This is a genomic window from Streptomyces sp. Root431 (genome assembly GCF_001426585.1).
Classification (GTDB): domain Bacteria; phylum Actinomycetota; class Actinomycetes; order Streptomycetales; family Streptomycetaceae; genus Streptomyces; species Streptomyces stackebrandtii.
On record NZ_LMEI01000006.1, the window covers coordinates 568,759 to 587,229 of the forward strand.

Here is an 18,471-nt window from a genome sequence, read left to right on the forward strand (position 1 = left end):
GAGCCCGAGCGCGAGCCCCAGCCCGGCCTAGGGTCGGGGCTGAGCCCGAGCACGGGCCCCAGCCGCTACCCCGCCTCGCCCAGCTCCGCCAGCGCCGCCGTCAGCCACTCCACCCAGAACCGCTCCAGGTCCACCCCGCCGCGCAGGACGAGATGCCGCAGCCGGTCCGGTTCCGTACGGCGGCGCTCCGCGGGGAAGTCCCGCTCCTCGATCGCGAGGTACTCGTCCAACTGCTCCCGGTGCAGGGCGAGATGGCGTTCCAACTCGGCCCGGAGGCCCGCGGACCCGACGATCGCGGCGGCCCGCATCCGCAGCAGCAGCGCGGACCGCATCGGCTTCGGGTCCTCGGACCTGGCGACCCAGTCGCTCAGCTCCGCCCGGCCCGCGGGCAGTACCTCGTACTCCTTCTTCTGCCCGCGCACGGGCACCGGAGCGGGCAGGGCGCGGATGTGTCCCGCCTCCTCCAGCCTGCCCAGCTCGCGGTAGATCTGCTGGTGCGTGGCCGACCAGAAATAGCCGATCGACTTGTCGAAGCGGCGCGTCAGTTCGAGGCCGGAGGACGGCTTTTCGAGCAACGCGGTGAGGATCGCGTGCGGGAGGGACATGCTCGCATCCTAGGTTCGGCCGGCCACGCGGGTCAGGGCACGCGGATCAGGGACAAGCGGATCAGGGGGCGGTGATCACAGCTCGGCGGCGAGCCGCGTGCCCTGGTCGATCGCCCGCTTGGCGTCCAGCTCGGCGGCGACGTCCGCGCCACCGATCAGGTGCGGCGAACGGCCCGCCGCGACCAGCCCCTCGTACAGGTCGCGCCGCGGGTCCTGGCCGGCGCAGAGCACGATCGTGTCGACCGGCAGGAGCTGGGCCTCGCCGTCGATCGTGACGTGCAGGCCCTCGTCGTCGATCCGCTCGTACGACACGCCCGCCACCATGGCGACGCCCCGGTGCTTGAGCTCGGTGCGGTGGATCCACCCGGTCGTCTTGCCGAGGCCCGCGCCGACCTTGGTGGTCTTGCGCTGGAGCAGGTGCACCTGGCGCGGCGGCGCGGTGCGCTCGGGGGTGCGGAGGCCGCCCCGGTTCTCGTAGGAGGTGTCCACGCCCCACTGGCGGAAGTACGTCTCGGGGTCCTGGCTCGCGCCCTCCCCGCCGTCCGTGAGGAACTCGGCGACGTCGAAGCCGATGCCGCCGGCGCCGATGATCGCCACCCGCTCGCCGACCGGCGCGCCGTCCCGCAGCACGTCGAGGTAGCTGACGACGCTCGGGTGGTCCACGCCCGCGATGGCGGGGGTGCGGGGGGAGACGCCGGTGGCGACGACGACCTCGTCGTACCCGTCCAGGTCGCCCGCCGCGACCGGGGTGTTCAGTCGGACCTCGACGCCGCGCTCGGCGAGCTGCACGCGGAAGTAGCGCAGGGTCTCGTCGAACTCCTCCTTGCCCGGCACGCGCTTGGCGATGTTGAGCTGGCCGCCGATCTCGGCGGCGGCGTCGAAGAGGGTGACGGCGTGGCCGCGCTCGGCCGCCGACACCGCGCAGGCGAGCCCGGCCGGGCCCGCGCCGACCACGGCGACGCGCTTGGCGCGGCGGGTGGGGGAGAGGACGAGCTCGGTCTCGTGGCAGGCGCGCGGATTGACCAGGCAGGAGGTGATCTTCAGGTTGAAGGTGTGGTCCAGGCAGGCCTGGTTGCAGCCGATGCAGGTGTTGATCGTGTCGGCGCGGCCTTCCGAGGCCTTCGCGACGAAGGCGGGGTCGGCGAGGAAGGGGCGGGCCAGCGAGACCAGGTCGGCGCGGCCGTCGGCGAGGATCTCCTCGGCGACCTCGGGGGTGTTGATGCGGTTGCTGGTGACGAGCGGGACGGAGACCTCGCCCATGAGCTTCTTCGTCACCCAGGTGTACGCGCCGCGCGGCACGGAGGTGGCGATGGTGGGGATCCGCGCCTCGTGCCAGCCGATGCCGGTGTTGATGATCGTCGCGCCGGCCGCCTCGATCTCCTTGGCGAGCCGGACGACCTCCTCCAGGGTGGAGCCGCCGGGGACGAGGTCCAGCATGGAGAGGCGGTAGACGAGGATGAAGTCCTCGCCGACCCGCTCGCGGATGCGGCGGACGATCTCCAGCGGGAAGCGGACCCGGTTCTCGTACGAGCCGCCCCAGCGGTCGGTGCGCTGGTTGGTTGCCGCGGCGATGAACTCGTTGATGAGGTAGCCCTCGGAGCCCATGACCTCGACGCCGTCGTAGCCGGCCTCCTTGGCGAGCTCGGCGCAGCGGGCGTAGTCCTCGACGGTCTGCTCGACCTCGGCGTCGGTCAGCTCGTTCGGTACGAAGGGGCTGATCGGCGCCTGGATCGCGCTGGGCGCGACGAGGGCGGGGTGGTACGCGTACCGGCCGAAGTGCAGGATCTGCATCGCGATCCGGCCGCCCTCTCCGTGCACGGCGTCGGTGATGAGCCGGTGCTCGGCGACCTCCTCGGCGGTGGTGAGCTTGGCTCCGCCGTCCCAGGGGCGGCCGGCCTCGTTGGGTGCGATGCCGCCGGTGACGATCAGGCCGACGCCGCCGCGGGCGCGCTCGGCGTAGAAGGCGGCCATGCGCTCGAAGCCGTGCTCCGTCTCCTCCAGGCCGACGTGCATCGAACCCATGATCACCCGGTTGGGCAGGGTCGTGAACCCGAGGTCGAGCGGGCTCAGCAGATGCGGGTACGGGGTGGGGGTGGGGGTCGCGGTCATGGGGGCGCCTCCTCGCGCAGGATCAGTCGACCTCAGTTCTAGGGGACCCCTCCCTGTTATGCAACTAGTTGCAGAAGGTTCGGCACGTGATGTCTACTACTCGGTAGCAAGAGGTCTACTGGTCGGTGGCAAGCGGCGTGGCGGCCGTCCACGGGTCCAGTTCCTCCGGCGTACGGGGCTCGGGCGCGTCCGGGGCGAGCAGCCCGTGCGCGCGCAGCAGCCGGGCCACGGACGTGCCCCACGGCCGTCGCAGCCGCGCCGCGTCGAGCAGCGCGTCGTCCCCGAGGAGCTCGGCCACCGGCCCGGTCCGCAGACCGGCCGGGGAGAGCACCGCCGCCTCGTCCGCCCAGCGCAGCGCGAGGTCCACGTCGTGCGTGGCCATCACCACCGTCGTACCGGCCTCGCGCAGCCGCCCGAGGGCGTCGAGGAGCCGCTCCTGGCCGTGCGGATCGAGCCCGGCCGTCGGCTCGTCCATGATCAGCACCCGCGGCCGCATCGCCACCGCGCCCGCGATCGCCGCCCGCTTGCGCTGCCCGTACGACAGCAGGTGCGTCGGCCGGTCCTCCAGGGCCACGATGTCCAGCGCCTCCAGGGCCTCCCGCACCCGGAGCCGTACCTCCTCCTCCGGCAGCCCCAGGTTCATCGGACCGAACGACACGTCCTGACCGACCGAGGCGGCGAAGAGCTGGTCGTCCGGGTCCTGCACCACGAGCTGCACGGTCGTCCGCAGCCGGGTCAGCCCCTTCCGGTCGTACGTCACCTCCGCCCCGTCCAGGAGCAGCGCCCCGCTCCCGCGCCGCAGCCCCCCGCTGAGCAGCCGCAGCAGCGTCGTCTTGCCGCTGCCGTTCCGCCCGAGGAGCGCGATCGACCGCCCTTCCGGCACCGCGAAGTCCACGCCCGACAGGACCGCCGGCCCGTCCTCGTAGGCGAAACCCGCCTTCACCAGCTCCACGACGGGCGGTGGAGGGGACGTCGGAGAGGCCGTCGGAGACGTCACGGCAGGAACCTTTCGAGTACGAGGGTGAGGGCGACGAGCCCGCAGAGCAGGACGGCCACCGCCGCCAGGAACCGGCGGGACACCGCGGCGGCGGGGACCAGGACCCGCAGGGTCCCGTCGTAACCGCGCCCGGCGAGCCCCGACTGCAGGCGCTGCGCCCGGTCGAAGGCGCGCACGAACGAGGTGGCGCCGAGCCCGGCGAGCGAGCGCCAGGTGGCCGCCCGGGTGGTGTGCCCGAGCCGGGCCGCCTGCGCCTGGCGGATCTTCGACATCGAGTCGAGGAGCAGGAAGATGATCCGGTACATCACGAGTGCCACGTCCACCACGGGAGCCGGCACCCCGGCCCGGACCAGCCGGGGGAGCACGTCGGAGACGGGCGTCGTGAACGCGAAGAGCAGCACCCCCAGCGAGGCCGAGGCGGTCCGCAGCAGCAGCTCGCCCGCGTGGACAGGCCCGCCGGGCGTGAGGGCGACGAACCCCCGCGCCCCGCCCACCTCGAAGAGGAGCGGGACCGCGCCCGTGACGCAGAACCCGAGCGGCACGCGGAACGCCCGCCACAGCTGACGGCCCGCGACCCCGGCCGGGCCGAGCAGCACCGCGAGCGTGGCCGCCGCGACGAGCACGGCGCCAGGCCACGGCGGCAGACACACCGCGCAGAGCGTGAGCCCGAAGCCGAGCAGGGCCTTCTCGACGGGATGGCGGCGGCGCCAGCGACTGCTGTGCGCCGCCGCGTCGATCGGCAGCATGAGCGGCTACGCGTCCTTGTCGCCGGCGGCGGTGCTGCCGGAGCCCGCGGCGGTCTCCGCCACCACCGCCGCCTCCGAGGCCTTCGCCGACGCGCGGGCCTCGCCCTGCCGGCGTCCGCGCCTCACACCGAAGTAGTACGCGAGGACACCGGCGCCGAGCGCGGCCTGGAGGGCGAACAGCGCCGACTCGATCTCCCCGGACGGCGGTTCGTACAGGGGGCTGAACCACGGTTCGTAGTCCGGCTGGAGCTCGGTGATCGCGGTCTCCGCCTCCGCGTCCGCCCCGGTGAACGGCTCCTCCTTGTGGTCGCCGAGCCCCAGCGCGAGCGGCAGCACCGCGAGCGCGGCGACGACGAGCAGCAGGAGGGCGTTGATCTTCGTGTTCCGGCTGACGGTGAAGCTCATCGCGCGTCCGCCTCCTCGTGTCGCTTCGCGGCGGACCGGGTCAGGACGCCCAGTCGGGTCAACTCGCCCTTGCTGGACTGCGTGAGCAGCCGCATCACGAGCACGGTGAGCAGGCCCTCGCTCACCGCGAGCGGAATCTGCGTCACGGCGAAGATGGAACCGAACTTGGCCAGGGCGCCCATCACGCCGCTGCCCTGGTCCGGGAAGGCCAGCGCGAGCTGCACGCTCGTGACGCAGTACGTGGACAGGTCGGCGACGAACGCGCCGAAGAAGACGGCGACCATCAGCGGAGCACCGAAGCGGCGCACCAGCAGGTAGGTCCCGTACCCCGCCCAGGGGCCGACGATCGCCATCGAGAAGGCGTTGGCGCCGAGCGTGGTGAGCCCGCCGTGTGCGAGCAGCAGGGCCTGGAAGAGCAGGGTGATCGTCCCGAGGACCGCCATGATCGGCGGCCGGAAGAGGATCGCGCCCAGACCCGTACCCGTCGGATGCGAGCAACTGCCCGTCACGGAGGGGAGCTTGAGAGCCGACAGGACGAACGTGAAGGCGCCGGAGGCGCCGAGCAGCAGGGTGGACTCGGGGTTGGAACGCACCTCGCGGGTGAGCGCGCGGACCCCGTGGACGATGAACGGAGCGGCCGCGACGCCCCAGGCGGCGGCGTGAGCGGGGGGCAGATACCCCTCGGCTATATGCATGGTCGGGAGACCCTCTCCAGCACCTCGTGGATGGACAACGCACCCTGGCCGGTCTCCTGGCTGACGGTCATACGTCCCGACTCCGCCTTCCCACACCGCGGCGGTCCAGTGGCTTGCCCGAGGGTGTCTCCCCCGAGTGTGGAGCCGGAACTCCCGATCACAGTGGCGAGGGCCGCACCGGTACCGCACCGGTTTCCCGTACACCAAGGCCCTGCGACACTAGTGCGTTGATCAGGTGCATCACAACGCGAAGGGGCGCGAGGCCATGGGGAATGTCCGACGGACGGTCGGTTCCGGCTCGCCGCTCGAACCGGAGATCGGGTTTTCCCGTGCCGTTCGAAAGGGTGCGCACGTGGCGGTCGCCGGGACGGCGCCGATCGGCGACGACGGGGCGACCGTGGCGCCCGGCGATGTGTACGCGCAGACCGTCCGGTGTCTGGATATCGCCTACACGGCACTGAAGGCCGCGGGCGCGTCGCTGGAGGACGTCGTACGGACGCGGATCATGCTCACCGACGTGACCCGCTGGAGGGAGGCCGCGCGGGCCCACGGGGAGCGGTTCGCGGCGGTGCGGCCGGTCACGACCTTCGTCGAGGTCTCGCGCTTCATCGACCCCGAATGGCTGGTCGAGGTCGAGATCGACGCGGTCGTCGACTGACGGTGTCGACTGACGGCGTCGACGGGAGCGGGCCGTCCGATGGCCGGCCCGCTCCAGGACTGCTTCGGACTGCTTCCGAACGCCTCGGACTACTTGGGCTCCGTCGCGATCTGGATCAGGTTGCCGCAGGTGTCGTCGAAGACGGCGGTGGTGACGGGGCCCATCTCCAGGGGCTCCTGGGTGAAGCGGACACCGAGGCCGCTCAGGCGCTCGTACTCCGCCCGCACGTCGTCGACCGCGAACTGGGCCAGCGGGATGCCGTCCTGGATGAGCGCGTCGCGGTAGGGCTTGACGGCCGGGTGGCCTGCGGGCTCCAGGAGGAGCTCGGTGCCGCCGGGCTCCTCGGAGGAGACGACGGTGAGCCACCGGTCCGTCTCGCCCAGCGGGACGTCGTGCTTCTTCACGAAGCCGAGGATCTCCGTGTAGAAACGCTCGGCCTTCGCCTGGTCGTCGACGAAGATGCTGGTCAGATGGATTTTCATGGGGTGCTCTTCTCCGGTCCTGGGGTGTCGGGCACGGGCCACCGCTCGGTGATCTGCCGCAGCGGGGCCGTATTCAGGTCGTGGAACTTGTAGCGGCCCTCCCGCCTGGTCTCGACGAGCCCGGCGGCCTCCAGCACGGCGAGGTGCTGGGAGACCCCCTGGCGCGAGATGCCGAGCTGGTGCTTCATGCTCAGCCGCGAGCAGATCTCGAACAGTGTCTGTCCGGACTTCTCCGAGAGCTCGTCGAGGATCGTGCGGCGGGTGGGGTCGGCCAAGGCTTTGAACAGGTCGTCGGCCACCACCCCAGGATAGGCAAGTGTTCACTTCCCTATCAAGTCGAGGGCGCGGCGTGTCCTGCGCCCCGACGAGAACTCACTCCTTGCGATAGGCGTACGCCTCCGAGGCCGCGGCGGCCACCGCGTCGAGATCCCCGCCCGCACTCGCCGTCACCAGTGCGGCGACCGCGCCCTCGACGAAGGGCGCGTCGACCAGCCGGGCGCCCTCCGGCAGCTCGTCGCCCTCGGCGAGCAGCGCCTTCACGGTCAGGACCGCGCTGCCCAGGTCGACCAGGAGCGCCACCCCGGCGCCCCGGTCGACGGCCTTCGCCGCCGCGGTGATCAGCTCGGCGCTCGTCCCCAGACCGCCGTCGGGCAGCCCGCCCGCCGGAAGGACGGGCGCGGTCCCGCCACCCGCGAGTCCCTGCGCAAGGGCCACCACCGAGGCCGCGACATCCGCGCTGTGCGAGACCAGGACGATGCCCACCGGCGCCGCCGCGCTCACGCGGCCCCCTCCGACCGGGCGGTCTCGGCGAGCTCCGCGAACAGCAGCGCCGACGACGTCGCCCCCGGATCCTGGTGCCCGATCGACCGCTCGCCGAGATAACTGGCCCGACCCTTGCGCGCCTGGAGGGGTACGGTCGCGAGGGCGCCCTCCTCGGCCGCCGCGCGCGCGGCTCCGAAGGAGCTCCGCAGACCCTCGACGGCCGGGACGAGCGCGTCCAGCATCGTCTTGTCGCCCACCTGGGCGCCGCCCAACTGGGACACGGCTGCCACACCCGCGCCGAACGCCTCCGCCAGCCGCTCCCGGCCGACGCGCTCGTCCTCGCCGAGCGCCTTGCCCGCCCGGCGCAGCAGCGTCCCGTACAGCGGTCCCGACGCCCCGCCCACCGTGGAGATCAGCTGCCGCCCGGCGGCGACGAGCACCGCGCCGGGCGTCGCGGGAGGCTCCTTCTCCAACAGCTCCGCGACGGCCGTGAACCCGCGCTTCAGATTGACGCCGTGGTCGGCGTCGCCGATCGCGGAGTCCAGCTCGGTGAGCCGATCGGCCTCACGCTCCACGGTCCGGGCGGAAGCCTCAAGCCACCGCACGAGAAAGTCCGCACCAAAGTCCACACTCATGCCCTCACGCTCACCCTGACCCTCACCCTCACCCATCCCTCCGGTCACCGCCCCCAACGCAGCGCGGGCGTCTGCACCGGCGCGTCCCACAGGCGCAGGAGCTCCTCGTCGACCTCGCACAGGGTCACCGAGCAGCCGGCCATGTCGAGCGAGGTCACGTAGTTCCCGACGAGCGTCCGGGCCACCGGGATCCGACGCTCGGTCAGCACCCGCTGGACCTCGGCGTTGAAGCCGTACAGCTCGATCAGCGGGGTCCCGCCCATCCCGTTGACGAGCGCGATCACCGGCCCGGACGGGCGCAGGTCCTCGACGACCGCGTCGACGGCGTAGTCGGCGATCTCCCGGGACGTCATCATGGGGCGCCGTTCGCGCCCCGGCTCGCCGTGGATGCCGACCCCCAACTCCAGCTCTCCTTCCGGGAGATCGAAGGTGGGACTGCCCTTGGCGGGGGTGGTGCACGCGCTCAGCGCGACCCCGAAGGAGCGCGAGCGCTCGTCGACCCGGCGGGCGATGGCCTCCACCCGCTCCAGAGGCGCGCCTTCCGCGGCGGCGGCACCCGCGATCTTCTCCACGAACAGGGTGCCCCCGGTTCCGCGCCGCCCCGCCGTGTACAGACTGTCCGTCACCGCCACGTCGTCGTCGACCAGGACCTTCGCGACCTGGATGCCCTCGTCCTCGGCGAGCTCCGCAGCCATCTCGAAGTTGAGCACGTCACCGGTGTAGTTCTTGACGACGAACAGGACCCCGGCGCCACTGTCGACGGCCGCCGCGGCCCGCACCATCTGATCCGGCACGGGCGACGTGAAAATCTCCCCGGGGCACGCGGCCGCCAGCATCCCCGGCCCCACGAACCCTCCGTGCAACGGCTCGTGCCCGGACCCGCCCCCGGACACCAGCGCGACCTTCCCGGCCACGGGCGCGTCCCGCCGCAGGACGATCCGCCGCTCCACGTCCACGGTCAGCTCCGGATGAGCGGCGGCCATCCCGCGCAGCGCATCGGCCACGACCGTCTCCGGAACGTTGATCAACATCCTCACGGATACCTCCTGGGGGACTGGCAGGCATGTAACTGAGCAAGGTTTTCGCAGGTCAGAGTGGGCGAGGTCAGTTATTGATCTTGGCGGTGTGCGGTGACTGGGGGCGGTTTGGCGCGGTACCGATGCTGACCTGCTGCTGACTTTCCAGACCACCCGTCAGGGTCGTCTGGCGCTGCGTGCTCTTTGCACTTGTGCACGATGGGGCAATTATCGGCGCGGGGGCGCGCTCGCGCACCGGTGCGTCGCGGGTGGAAGCGACCGATTCCATGCCGACAGGCTTCGTGCGGTGCCTCGGGTCTTGGCCGCCGCCGGCATCACCCCCGAAGGACGGCGGGGTGACACTCGCTGCCGAGACCGACGGCCGTGCCGGCAACGCCCTCCGAGAACGCCCGGTTCCCGAAGTCGGATCACACTTCGATCACAAGGGCTACATGCATCGCCGCTTCTGTTCGTCTATGTATCGTCCCGTGTCTTTCTCGCAGCCTTAAGTTTCTCCCGATCAACACCACTTGATGAGGGGACACATGACGAGCGCGAGAAATCGGAGAGTCGCTCCATCCGAGCGGCATCCGCTGCCATCACCGGGGCGAATGAGACGAATAGCCCTGGCCACGGCCGTGTTGATGACGTTCGGACTGCTGGAGGGGATCGCGTCAGCGGAGCCTCCCAGCGCTCCCGTCGCAGAGCCTCAGGTTCAGGGGCCGGCCGAGGCGGAGGACTCGGCTTCGGCCGTGGTCATGGCCCGGTTGCAGAACCGGCGGATCGAGGTCACCGGTGAGCGGACCGAGGCCACGACGAGCTGGGCGAACCCCGACGGCTCGATGTCGCTGGAGTCGTACACGGGACCGGTCCGGTTCAAGGACGACAACGGCACCTGGCGCAACGTCGACCCCAGCTTCGTCGAGGCACCGGGCGGTGGAGTCCATGCGGCCGCCCACCCGCTCGACCTGAAGCTGGCCGGCGAGTCGTCGGCCGCGGATGTCGCGCGCATCGAGGCATCGGGTGGCGAGCCGGGCGAGAAGACGACGCCTGCCATGCCGCTGCTCTCGCTCGACAGCGGTGAGGGCCACGAGATGACCCTCTCGTGGCGCGGTGCCCTGCCCGACCCGACCGTGCACGGGACCGAGGCACGCTACCCGGGTGTGACGACCGGCACCGACATGGTGATCGAGTCGACCCGCACGGGCTTCGAGCAGTTCCTGGAGCTGAAGGACCGCACCGCCGTCGACGCCAACGGCTCGGTGACGATGACGCTTCAGGCCAAGGGGCTCACTGTCAAGGCGAACGCGGATCGCTCCGTGTCGTTCACCGAGCCCGGCACCGGTAAGAACGTGGGCGTGCTGCCCGCGCCGGTGATGTGGGACGCGACGGTCGACCCGAACTCGGGCGAGCACGAGCGCAAGGCCGATGTCGGTCTGAAGGTCACCCAGAACGGTGACACGGTCGACCTCACGCTGACCCCGAACGCCGCCTTCCTCGCCGACCCGGCGACGAAGTTCCCGGTGACGGTCGACCCGGCCGTGAACATCGGGGCGAGCTTTGACACCTTCGTACAGCAGGGGTACACGACCGACCAGTCGGCCGCGACCGAGCTGAAGCTGGGCAACAACGGCTCGGGCCAGGTGGCCCGGTCGTTCCTCGCCTTCCCCATGTCGAAGATCACCGGCAAGGTGATCAAGTCGGCCAGCCTGAACCTCTACAACTTCCACTCCTGGTCGTGCAGCGCGCGCAGCTGGGAGGTCTGGGACACCAGCTCCGCCTCCACGGGCTCGCGGTGGACCGCCCAGCCGAACTGGAACAACAAGTGGGCCACCAGCACGGCCACCAAGGGCTACTCGTCCTCGTGCGCCGACGGGTGGGCGACCACGGACATCACGAGCCTGGCCGCCGCCTGGGCGGGCAATGGCAACGGGACCAACACCCTCGGCATCCGGGCGACGGACGAGAGCGACGAGTTCGCCTGGAAGAAGTTCAACTCCGGTAACGCGACCTCCGGTACGCCGTACCTCTCGGTCACGTACAACACCAGGCCGGGAGCGGCCGCTCCGCTGTCCCCGCTGACCGGCACGGCGACCAACGACACGACGCCGACCCTGTCGGCCAAGGCGACCGATGCCGACGGCAACACCGTCCGGCTGACCTTCGAGGTCTGGGCCTCGGCGGGGGCCGCGGCCCTGCAGTCCGGCACCTCGGTCTACGTGGCCTCCGGCGCCGCCGCGACCTGGACCCCCGGCACGGCGCTCGCCCCCGGCTCGTACAAGTGGCGGGCGGCGGTCTACGACGGACAGGACTGGAACGGCACCTGGTCGGCCTGGCAGACGTTCACGGTCGACACCACCAAACCCGGCGCCCCGTTCGTGTCGTCCACGGACTATCCGCAGGACGGCGCGTGGCACGGCGGTGGCGGCACGGCGGGGAAGTTCACCTTCACCCCGGCGACCGGTACCACGGACCTGGACGGCTACGTCTACTCGCTGGACGGCGCCGCGGCGGTGACCGTGGCGGCGACCGGCTCGACCACGGTGTCGATCACTCCGGCCGCCGACGGCCACCGCACGCTGAAGGTCCAGACGAAGGACAAGGCCGGCAACGTCTCGACGGCGGTGCTCTACGACTTCCTGGTCGGCCAGGGCGCGATGCTCCAGCCCGCGGAGGGCGCGGTCAGCGCGCGGCGGGTGCAGATCGCGGTCGACGCGCAGCCCAAGTACACCCGCGTCACCTACCAGTGGCGTCGCGGCCCCGGCGCGACGGTCTACGACGTCCCGCTGGCCAACCTGGCCAAGCAGGACAACACCCCGATCACCGCGCCGAAGACGCCGCTGGCCCAGATCGGCGCGTACGCGAACTGGTCGGTCCTGGAGACCCTCGGCCAGATCGGCGGTGTCGTCCAGGTCCGCGCGGTCCTCTACACGGACAACGACGCCGACACCGCGTACATCAGCGAGTGGCGCGGATTCACCGTCGACCCCAATGCCGACGGGGCCGCCTCGGACGAGGTCGGTCCGGGGTCGGTCAACCTGCTCACAGGTGACTACTCCATCGGAGTCACCGACGCGGACGAACTCGGTTTGTCGTCGTCCCGCACTGTCTCCTCGCGAGGGACGGACCGCGGCTGGATGCCGCAGGGCCAACGCCTGACGGCCAACCAGCAGGACGTGTCCACCGACACGACCGGCTTCACCGCCACCACGGCGACGCTCACCCGGGACACCGCCCTCGGCCAGGACGGATCCACCGACTCGCTGAAGGTCGTACCTACGACCAATGCGAGCGGCGACTCCTTCGCCATGGTCGGCGGCGACCAGACGGCACTGCGCCTGGGTATGAAGCCGGGCAAGACGTACCGGTTCTCCGCCTGGGCCTACGTGCCCGCCGCCACCGGCCTCTCCCCGCAGCACGCCCGGGGCCTGCGGCTGTACGCCGGCTTCTCCACGCCGGGCGGCATGGTCGAGCCGGTCTCGCGCAAGGTGCCCTACACCGACGCGTGGGCGGAGCTCTCGCTCGACTTCACCGTGCCCGCGGACGCGACCACGGCCTTCCTGCGGCTCTACAACGGCTTCCCCGCGAACTCGGGCAAGTCCGTGTACTTCGACCACCTTTCCCTGCGAGAGCTGGTCGCCCCGTTCGGTCCTGAGTGGGCCAGCGGGGCCGCGGGCGGTGTGACGGACAACGAGTTGCACTCGCTGACCTTCCCGGGCAGGGACGTCGCGGTCATCACCAGCTTCGACGACTCCACCATCACCTTCGCGAAGAGCTCGGACGGCTCGTTCAGCCCCGAGCCCGGCTCCGAGGGCGTGATCCTCAGCGCCTCTGGCAGCGACTATGTCCTGACCGGCGACGACGACACGATCACCCGCTTCAAGAAGCAGACAGGCTCCGACGTCTACGTCGTGGACTCCGTTTCCGGTACGGACGAGGCGTCCACCAGCCGGTACGTCTACGACACCACTGACGGCCGCACCCTCGTCAAGCGGGTCATCGGCGAGGCCGAGCCGGGCGTCGACGACGCCGGGCAGTGCACGGGAGCCGTCCCGGCGCGCGGCTGTGAGGTCCTGGAGTACGTCTACGCGACGGCGACCACCGCCACGGCCACCACCCCCGGCGACTTCACCGACCGGGTCAAGGCCGTGCGGATCTGGTCCTGGGACCCGGGCGCCGGTGCCGAAACAGCCGTCGACGTGGCCTCGTACCGCTACGACTCCCTCGGCCGGCTGGTCGAGGCGTGGGACCCCCGCAAGGGTTCGGCCGAGGACACCGCGGTCTTCAAGACCGTCTACACGTACGACAGCGGCAACCGCCTCACCAAGATCGACACCGCAGGCGAGCTGCCCTGGTACTTCGACTACGGCAAGGCCGGAGCCGACCAGGACCCGGGCCGTCTGCTCCAGGTCCGCCGACCCGCCCTGAAGCCGGGCAGCAAGGACGTCATCGAGGGCGAGACCGCCTCCAAGGTGGTCTACGAGGTCCCGCTGACCCGCGCGGCCGGTGGCCCGTATGACCTTGACGGCGTGAGTACCGCCAAGTGGGGTCAGTCGGACGTGCCGACGGACGCGACCGCGGTCTTCGACGTCGAGTCCACCCCGGCCACGAACACCGCTACCGCCACCGTCCCCGGCCCGGACGGCTACCAGCAGGCGACGGTTCATTACCTCAATGCCTCGGCGCTGGAGGTGAACACCGCTACGTGGTCACCGACCGGTTCCGGTGACATCGACACCGTCGAGTACGACCGTTTCGGCAACGCGGTCCGAGCTCTGGAGGCGACCAACCGGCTCCTTTCGCTCAGCCTTGGGCAGTCGGTCGACGAGAAGGCTGTCGAGCTCGAACTGCCCGACGACTCCGCAGCCCGTGCGGCTCTGCTGGACTCCCGCAGCGTCTACAGCCGAGACGGCCAGGACCTGGTGGAGGAAACGGGGCCGGTCTTCCGCGCCCTGCTCGACGAGGCGGTGCCGGCGCAGGCCGATCCGCCGATGCCCGCGCTGTCCGCCGGAACTTCGGTGGTCGTGCGCGAGCACACCGTCCACAAGTACGACGAGGGCAAGCCCGACGGCGCGGCCTACCACCTGGAGACCACGACCCTCGACGGCGCTCGCATCGAGGGCTACGCCAACGACGTCGAGGTTCGGGTCACCAAGACCGGATACGACACCCCGATCGGCGGCACCTCCGGCTGGACCCTGCGCACCGAGACCTCGGTGACCACGGACGCCGTGGCCGGAGGGGCGAACCTCACCGCTCTCATCAAGTACGACGCGGCCGGCCGCGCGATCGAGTCCCGCAGACCGAGCTCGAACGGCGCGGACACCGGCACGGTGAAGACCGTGTTCTACACGGCCGGGACCAACCCGGACGACGCCGCCTGCGGAAACCGCCCCGAATGGGCCGGCAACCCGTGTGTCACGCTCCCCGGCGGCAAGGTCACCGGCGCCGACACCACGCGCATGCCGGACACCCTTCCGGTCAAGCGCATCACCCGCTACTCCCGCTTCGGCGACATCGAGGAGGCCACCGAGACCAACGCGGGCAAGACTCGCACGTCGACCACCGTCTACGACGCGGCCGACCGGATCGTCTCCACCCGCGTCACCGGTGACCTCGGCCAGGACCTTCCCGAGGTCACCACCGAGTACGACCCGGTGGCCGGCAACGCGGTGAAGACGATGGCGGGTGGCAAGACCATCACCAGGGTCTTCGACGTCCTGGACCGTCTGCTGTCGTACACGGACGCGGACGGCGGTACGACCACGACCGAGTTCGACAAGTTCGGCAAGCCGGTCAAGGTCAGCGACAACACCGGCTCCAGCACCTACACCTACGACCACGGCCAGGAACCGCGCGGCATGGTCACCTCGGTGACCGACAGCATCGCGGGCACCTTCACCGCGAAGTACGGCCCCGACGGCCAGCTCGTCGAGCAGACCTACCCCGGCGGCTACGTCCGCAAGGACACCTTCAACGCCAGTGGCGCGGTCACCGGCCGTACGTACACCCGTGTCTCCGACGGCCAGATCGTCTACGGCCAGCACCTGGACATGACGACCCAGGGCGCCGTCGCCGCCGACACCAACTCCACGGACAGCAAGGAGTACACGTACGACCGGCTTGGCCGCTTGACCAAGGCCGTCCAGAACACCACCGCCGGCTGCACCACCCGCGCCTACGCCTTCGACGAGGCCGGGCGCAGCGTCGCCGGACGCATGAACCGCACCTCCAAGACGGTGTACGCCGCCGCCGAGGACGGCTCGTGCACCAGCACCGGCGGCACGGCCACCACCAGCGCGTACGACAGCGCCGACCGGCTCCTGACCGACGGCTACACGTATGACGCCTTCGGCCGCACCACCGCCACCGGCACCGGTTCGGTCAACACCTACTGGGACAACGACCTCGTCGCCTCCCAGACCGTGGGCGACAAGCGCCAGTCCTGGATCCTCGACCCCGCCCACCGCTTCACCGCGTTCACCACCGAGGTGAAGCAGCCGGACGGTACCTGGGCCAACTCGACCAGCAAGCTCAACCACTACGGAGACGACTCCGACGAGCCCCGCTGGATCATCGAGGACACCACCCAGGGCACCCTCACCCGCAACGTCTCCGGACCGGACGGCGATCTCACCGCCACCACATCCGGCACCGGCGACATCGAGCTGCAGTTCGCCAACCTCCACGGCGACGTCGCCGTCACTCTCGACTCCGCGACGACCGCACCGCAGGTCTTCACCTTCGACGAGTTCGGCGTCCCGGCCGAGGGCCAGGCCACTCAGCGCTACGGCTGGCTCGGCGCCAAGCAGCGCTCTTCCGAAGCACTCGACGACGTCATCCTCATGGGCGCCCGCCTCTACAGCCCTGAGCTTGGCCGATTCCTGCAGGTCGACCCGCAGCCCGGAGGCAACGCCAATCCGTACGACTACTGCAGCGGCGATCCGGTCAACTGCACGGACCTCGACGGGAACTGGGGCTTCAGCTGGAAGAAGGCGCTCAAAAGGGTCGCCCGCGTAGCGGAAGTGGCCTCCTATATCCCCGGCCCCATCGGCAACATCGCCTCCGCCGTCGGAGCCATCTCCTACGCCGCCACCGGCAACTGGCGCAAGGCCGCCGAGATGAGCGTCGGCATCGCCTTCGGCTCCGCCGGCCGTCTCGCCGTCAAGGGCTTCAAAGCGGCCCGCGGACTCCGCAAGGCAAGCCGGGTCAAGCGCTACTACTCCCGGGCGAAGAGGGTTTCGCGACGCTCTCGATGCAACTCCTTCGCACCTGAGACCCTGGTCCTGATGGCGAACGGCAGTTACCTGCCCATCAGCGAGGTCCAGGTCGGCGACTATGTCGCGGCGACCGACCCCGAGACCGGTGTCACCACCGCGGAGCCCGTGGTCGATGTGATCTCTGGCTACGGATCCAAGAATCTGGTCGAGATCGCCACGGATACCGACCCCTCGACCCCACCCTTGCAGGCGACGGCGGATCATCCGTTGTGGGTGATCGGCAGTGGGTGGACGAAGGCCCGCGACGTCCGCCGCGGAAGCCGCCTCATCGCCACCGACGGCTCACCACAGCCTGTCACATCGGTAGTCAACCGTGGTGAATTGCCGGACCGCCTCGTGTTCAACCTCAACGTCGGCAATGTCCACACATTCACCGTCCTGGACTCCGCCGGTCGGGAAATCCTCACCCACAACAGCGCTTGTGGATTCCACGGAAACGACAGGCGCTGCAGGTGCGGAAGTCACGTGTACAAGATCATTGACAAGCGCACGGGTGGTGTGTATAAGTACGGAACGGGAACCGGCAGGGTCCGTCATGGTATCCGCAAGGACGGTAAGTCCCGACGGGCGGAAAGTCAGGTGCGAAAGCTCAACCGCGCCGCCGGATATCAGCGGTACTCCTCTCACGTCATTAGACGGTACCGGACGGTGGGAGAGGCCAGAGATTTTGAGACGGCTCGAATTCTCAAGCATATTCGCCGATTCGGTCGACGCTCTCCGGGTAATCCGGTGAACTGGTGACTCCGAGGGATCTCGGAATCTGAATGATTGCCCGGCCGTGCGGCTCGCACGGCCGGGCTCCCCCATCTCTCACAGGAGACTCCCATGGATACGAAGACCTTCTGGACCATCATCGACAACGCGCAGGGCGACACGGTCCATGACGTGATCGAAGCCGTCGGGCAGGACCTCTCCAAGCGGCCGGTCGGCGAGATCATCGACTTCTCCGAGCGCCTTGCGGAGGTTCTGTACGCCCTGGACAGGAGGGAGCTCTTCGAAAAGGGTTACACCTTCCTCGGGGACGCGTCCGGCGGAGAAAACACCGGCGAGGATTTCCTCTACGCGCGCTGCGCAGTGGTTGCTGCCGGTTCCGTGGTGTATGAGCAGGTCAACCAGGATCCGATGCAGTTCGCGCGTGAATGGAACTGGCACGCACAGGATCTTCTGTACGTCCCCGAGGAGGTGTATGAAGAGCTGACGGACGAGACGTGGGAGCACGACACGGAGACCGACTACGAGACCGGCTCGAATTCCTCGGCCTGGTCCTGATTCTTTCCCATGGCCGTCCGTGACCGAAGCCCCAGGCCGCCGCCTGGGGCTTCGCACTGCCCGGTTCGATATCGTCTACCAGTACCGCAGCAGTACTTGAGGTACGCGGTCGTGTCCGCCGCGCGGATCCTCTCCAGGATCGGATCCTCCCTGAAACGTGCGGATTCGAGCTGCGGCGCCATGGCCGATTCCTCCTCGGGCAGCGCACCCCACCCTCCTGTTGTCCGCCCGGCCCTGCCCTGCCGCTCGTCCCCGGGATGTGCAATTATCTTGACGTCAAGATTCTTTGTCGGAGGAAACAGGGGGAGAAACCATGGCTCAGGAGACACCCGCATACGCCTTGGGCGGCCTGCATCACGTGCAGCTCGCCATACCGCCGGGCTCCGAAGAGCTCTGTCGAGAGTTCTGGGGAGGCGTTCTCGGGATGACGGAGATCGGGAAGCCGCCGGTGCTGGCGGCTCGCGGTGGATGCTGGTTCCGGGCGGGCGGCCTGGAGGTCCACTTGGGAGTGGAGGAGGACTTCCGGCCCAACAGGAAGGCGCACCCGGGCATCCTCGTGACCTCGCTCCGGTCACTCGCCGAGCGACTGGAGGAGAACGGGGTGAGTGTCACCTGGGACGGCGCGTTCCCCGGGCACGATCGCTTCTACGCGTTCGACCCGCTGGGCAACCGGCTCGAGTTCCTGGAGCCCGTCCGTAGCGTCTGATTCCCGGCGCGCGGCGCGAGGTGTCGCACCGCGGCGGCGTACGAGGGCTGTTCATCCAGACTCCGAGGCCCCACCATGCTCCTGACTGACTACTACTCGTGCGTAA

The 18,471-nt window shown here is 70.0% G+C and carries 15 protein-coding genes and 1 riboswitch; of the genes, 4 read left to right on the forward strand and 11 right to left on the reverse strand.

Going from position 1 to position 18,471, the window contains the following annotated elements:
* Positions 1 to 65: 65 nt before the first annotated feature.
* From ASC82_RS06900 to ASC82_RS06925, 6 genes are all read right to left on the reverse strand, one after another.
* Entirely contained in the window at positions 66 to 605 is a 540-nt protein-coding gene (locus ASC82_RS06900) for a helix-turn-helix transcriptional regulator (protein WP_056643019.1), read from the reverse strand.
* A 75-nt stretch (positions 606 to 680) separates the two neighbouring features.
* Entirely contained in the window at positions 681 to 2,714 is a 2,034-nt protein-coding gene (locus ASC82_RS06905; RefSeq protein WP_056643022.1) for an NADPH-dependent 2,4-dienoyl-CoA reductase, read from the reverse strand.
* A 115-nt stretch (positions 2,715 to 2,829) separates the two neighbouring features.
* Positions 2,830 to 3,711 carry an ATP-binding cassette domain-containing protein gene (locus ASC82_RS06910; RefSeq protein ID WP_056643026.1) on the reverse strand — a complete coding sequence of 294 codons (882 nt, stop codon included), beginning with the start codon at positions 3,709 to 3,711 and terminating at the stop codon, positions 2,830 to 2,832.
* Positions 3,708 to 4,457, reverse strand: a complete 750-nt coding sequence (cbiQ, locus tag ASC82_RS06915) for a cobalt ECF transporter T component CbiQ (RefSeq protein ID WP_056643029.1) — start codon at positions 4,455 to 4,457, stop codon at positions 3,708 to 3,710. The genes ASC82_RS06910 and cbiQ overlap by 4 nt, the downstream gene beginning before the upstream one ends.
* A 6-nt stretch (positions 4,458 to 4,463) precedes the next feature.
* A complete protein-coding gene (locus ASC82_RS06920) occupies positions 4,464 to 4,862 on the reverse strand; it encodes an energy-coupling factor ABC transporter substrate-binding protein (RefSeq protein WP_056643032.1) in 399 nt (132 codons plus the stop codon).
* Positions 4,859 to 5,557 (reverse strand): energy-coupling factor ABC transporter permease, encoded by a 699-nt coding sequence (locus tag ASC82_RS06925; RefSeq protein WP_056643035.1) that lies wholly within the window; start codon positions 5,555 to 5,557, stop codon positions 4,859 to 4,861. The genes ASC82_RS06920 and ASC82_RS06925 overlap by 4 nt, the downstream gene beginning before the upstream one ends.
* Positions 5,558 to 5,585: 28 nt before the next feature.
* Positions 5,586 to 5,780: riboswitch (cobalamin riboswitch) on the reverse strand.
* Between the two features lie 42 nt (positions 5,781 to 5,822).
* On the opposite strand from ASC82_RS06925, the gene ASC82_RS06930 reads away from it, so the two are divergent.
* Positions 5,823 to 6,215: a RidA family protein gene (locus ASC82_RS06930; protein ID WP_056643038.1), complete on the forward strand. Its 393-nt coding sequence runs from the start codon at positions 5,823 to 5,825 to the stop codon at positions 6,213 to 6,215.
* A gap of 89 nt (positions 6,216 to 6,304) precedes the next feature.
* On the opposite strand, the gene ASC82_RS06935 is transcribed toward ASC82_RS06930, so the two are convergent.
* The 5 genes from ASC82_RS06935 to dhaK all read right to left on the reverse strand — a co-directional run bounded on the left by ASC82_RS06935 (position 6,305) and on the right by dhaK (position 9,131).
* Entirely contained in the window at positions 6,305 to 6,697 is a 393-nt protein-coding gene (locus ASC82_RS06935; RefSeq protein ID WP_056643041.1) for a VOC family protein, read from the reverse strand.
* Positions 6,694 to 6,996, reverse strand: a complete 303-nt coding sequence (locus ASC82_RS06940) for a metalloregulator ArsR/SmtB family transcription factor (RefSeq protein WP_056643425.1) — start codon at positions 6,994 to 6,996, stop codon at positions 6,694 to 6,696. The genes ASC82_RS06935 and ASC82_RS06940 overlap by 4 nt, the downstream gene beginning before the upstream one ends.
* A 73-nt stretch (positions 6,997 to 7,069) precedes the next feature.
* On the reverse strand, positions 7,070 to 7,477 hold the full coding sequence (locus ASC82_RS06945) for a PTS fructose transporter subunit IIA (protein ID WP_056643044.1): 408 nt from the start codon (positions 7,475 to 7,477) through the stop codon (positions 7,070 to 7,072).
* Entirely contained in the window at positions 7,474 to 8,094 is a 621-nt protein-coding gene (gene dhaL, locus ASC82_RS06950) for a dihydroxyacetone kinase subunit DhaL (RefSeq protein ID WP_056643426.1), read from the reverse strand. Before dhaL ends, ASC82_RS06945 begins: the two co-directional genes overlap by 4 nt.
* 44 nt (positions 8,095 to 8,138) lie before the next feature.
* The gene (gene dhaK / locus ASC82_RS06955) at positions 8,139 to 9,131 is read right to left on the reverse strand and encodes a dihydroxyacetone kinase subunit DhaK (RefSeq protein ID WP_056643047.1); all 993 of its coding nucleotides are present in this window, start codon (positions 9,129 to 9,131) and stop codon (positions 8,139 to 8,141) included.
* Positions 9,132 to 9,868: 737 nt separating this feature from the next.
* Here dhaK and ASC82_RS06960 point away from each other — a divergent pair.
* The 3 genes from ASC82_RS06960 (at position 9,869) to ASC82_RS06970 (ending at position 18,365) form a co-directional block, all read left to right on the forward strand.
* Positions 9,869 to 17,131, forward strand: a complete 7,263-nt coding sequence (locus ASC82_RS06960; RefSeq protein WP_242427582.1) for a DNRLRE domain-containing protein — start codon at positions 9,869 to 9,871, stop codon at positions 17,129 to 17,131.
* An 84-nt stretch (positions 17,132 to 17,215) separates the two neighbouring features.
* The gene (locus tag ASC82_RS06965; RefSeq protein ID WP_056643053.1) at positions 17,216 to 17,659 is read left to right on the forward strand and encodes a DUF4240 domain-containing protein; all 444 of its coding nucleotides are present in this window, start codon (positions 17,216 to 17,218) and stop codon (positions 17,657 to 17,659) included.
* A gap of 313 nt (positions 17,660 to 17,972) precedes the next feature.
* Positions 17,973 to 18,365 carry a glyoxalase gene (locus ASC82_RS06970; protein ID WP_056643054.1) on the forward strand — a complete coding sequence of 131 codons (393 nt, stop codon included), beginning with the start codon at positions 17,973 to 17,975 and terminating at the stop codon, positions 18,363 to 18,365.
* Positions 18,366 to 18,471: the final 106 nt, after the last annotated feature.

Coding starts and splice junctions, on each gene's coding strand:
- ASC82_RS06900 (WP_056643019.1), bottom strand. CDS start 605: ATGTCCCTCCCGCACGCGATCCTCACCGCGTTGCTCGAAAAGCCGTCC.
- ASC82_RS06905 (WP_056643022.1), bottom strand. CDS start 2,714: ATGACCGCGACCCCCACCCCCACCCCGTACCCGCATCTGCTGAGCCCG.
- cbiQ (WP_056643029.1), bottom strand. CDS start 4,457: ATGCTGCCGATCGACGCGGCGGCGCACAGCAGTCGCTGGCGCCGCCGC.
- ASC82_RS06920 (WP_056643032.1), bottom strand. CDS start 4,862: ATGAGCTTCACCGTCAGCCGGAACACGAAGATCAACGCCCTCCTGCTG.
- ASC82_RS06925 (WP_056643035.1), bottom strand. CDS start 5,557: ATGCATATAGCCGAGGGGTATCTGCCCCCCGCTCACGCCGCCGCCTGG.
- ASC82_RS06930 (WP_056643038.1), top strand. CDS start 5,823: ATGGGGAATGTCCGACGGACGGTCGGTTCCGGCTCGCCGCTCGAACCG.
- ASC82_RS06935 (WP_056643041.1), bottom strand. CDS start 6,697: ATGAAAATCCATCTGACCAGCATCTTCGTCGACGACCAGGCGAAGGCC.
- dhaL (WP_056643426.1), bottom strand. CDS start 8,094: ATGAGTGTGGACTTTGGTGCGGACTTTCTCGTGCGGTGGCTTGAGGCT.
- ASC82_RS06960 (WP_242427582.1), top strand. CDS start 9,869: ATGGCCCGGTTGCAGAACCGGCGGATCGAGGTCACCGGTGAGCGGACC.
- ASC82_RS06965 (WP_056643053.1), top strand. CDS start 17,216: ATGGATACGAAGACCTTCTGGACCATCATCGACAACGCGCAGGGCGAC.
- ASC82_RS06970 (WP_056643054.1), top strand. CDS start 17,973: ATGGCTCAGGAGACACCCGCATACGCCTTGGGCGGCCTGCATCACGTG.